Genomic DNA, 1,264 nt, shown 5'->3' on the forward strand with positions numbered 1-1,264 from the left:
CCGGCCTTTAGGTTTGAGGGCTGGTAAGAAACCAAGATTTGGGTAGCTTGCCAGACAGACAACCGAGCGGGCTTCCCTAGCGTCTCCGGCCAGGCTCGCAACCTATGGGCCGATTCAGGTCCCGCTCGGTCTTTCTTACTTAACCTCGAATAGAAATTAGGGTGTTGTGACCCATTAGCAAGGTAGCGAGTGATGAGTAAGCTGTCTGATTGTCGAACCATAAAATTAAGCACTTCAATGGACATTCGCCATTTCATTGGGATTGATGTTTCTAAGAACACTCTTGACTGGGCTGTTTACGCGAATAAAGGCATCATCTGGCAAATTCAATCGGAAAACTCACCCCTAGCCATTCGGGCAGTTATCAAACAACTCCAGGCTTTGCCCAACTTCCAGATCGCAAACTGTGTGGTCTGCATGGAACATACTGGACTTTACAACGCACATGCCCTGGAGGTACTTTTTCAGGCTCAATTACCAATTTGGCTGGAAGCTTCCCTCCATATTAAACAAGCTGGTGGGCTGCAACGAGGCAAGTCTGATAGTATTGATGCTCAGCGGATTGCTGAGTATGCTTATCGCTTTCAAGACCGGACTCGACTCTGGAAGCCAACTCGACCCGTCATGAAAAAGCTGACTGAATTTACTCGGCTTCGTCAGCGTCTGCAAGGTATGATCAGCCAGTTGAAAGTGCCTTTAGCCGAGCAAAAACGATTTGGCGACAAAGCCCTGACTACCCAACTAGGTCAGCATTGCAGTAGCTCGCTAAAGGCTCTACTGTCTGATCTAAAGGGAGTTGAAAGAGCCATCAAACAGCTAATTGCCGATGACCCTACGTTGAAATCACTCTTTGAATTGGTCACCTCCATTCCCGGTATTGGACAAGTCGTAGCTACTGAACTGATCCTGGCCAGCGATGAATTTAAAGCCATTGAGTATCCTAAAAAGCTGGCTTGCCATGCGGGCGTAGCTCCCTTTGAGCACTCTTCAGGCAGTAGTGTACGGGGCAAGACCCGCGTGAATCATCATGCCCGAAAATCACTTAAAACGTTACTCCATATGGCAGCCATGTCGGCCCTACAGGTGAAAGGAGAGTTACAGGATTATTATCAACGTAAAGTCGCCGACGGTAAAAATAAGATGTTGGTCATCAACGCATTACGAAATAAACTCATCCATCGGGTCTATGCAGTGGTCAAGCGAGGCAAAAAATATGACAAAACTTATGCCCTCCCCCTTGCTTGATCCATAGAAATCGGCCCGG

General features: G+C 47.9%; 2 protein-coding genes. One reads left to right on the plus strand and one right to left on the minus strand.

Annotated features, from left to right (window positions below; translation table 11 throughout):
* A partial coding sequence (locus BM202_RS38000) for a hypothetical protein (protein WP_218160662.1) occupies positions 1-221 on the minus strand: 221 nt, incomplete at its 3' end.
* Positions 222-237: 16 nt separating this feature from the next.
* On the opposite strand from BM202_RS38000, the gene BM202_RS36500 reads away from it, so the two are divergent.
* Positions 238-1,245: an IS110 family RNA-guided transposase gene (locus BM202_RS36500; RefSeq protein WP_093835533.1), complete on the plus strand. Its 1,008-nt coding sequence runs from the start codon at positions 238-240 to the stop codon at positions 1,243-1,245.
* The last annotated feature ends 19 nt before the right edge of the window (positions 1,246-1,264 follow it).

Source organism: Spirosoma endophyticum (genome assembly GCF_900112365.1).
Classification (GTDB): Bacteria; Bacteroidota; Bacteroidia; order Cytophagales; family Spirosomataceae; genus Spirosoma; species Spirosoma endophyticum.

Bases quoted from the DNA above. Each gene is read 5' to 3' on its own strand.
- BM202_RS36500 (WP_093835533.1), top strand. From the start codon at position 238: ATGGACATTCGCCATTTCATTGGGATTGATGTTTCTAAGAACACTCTT.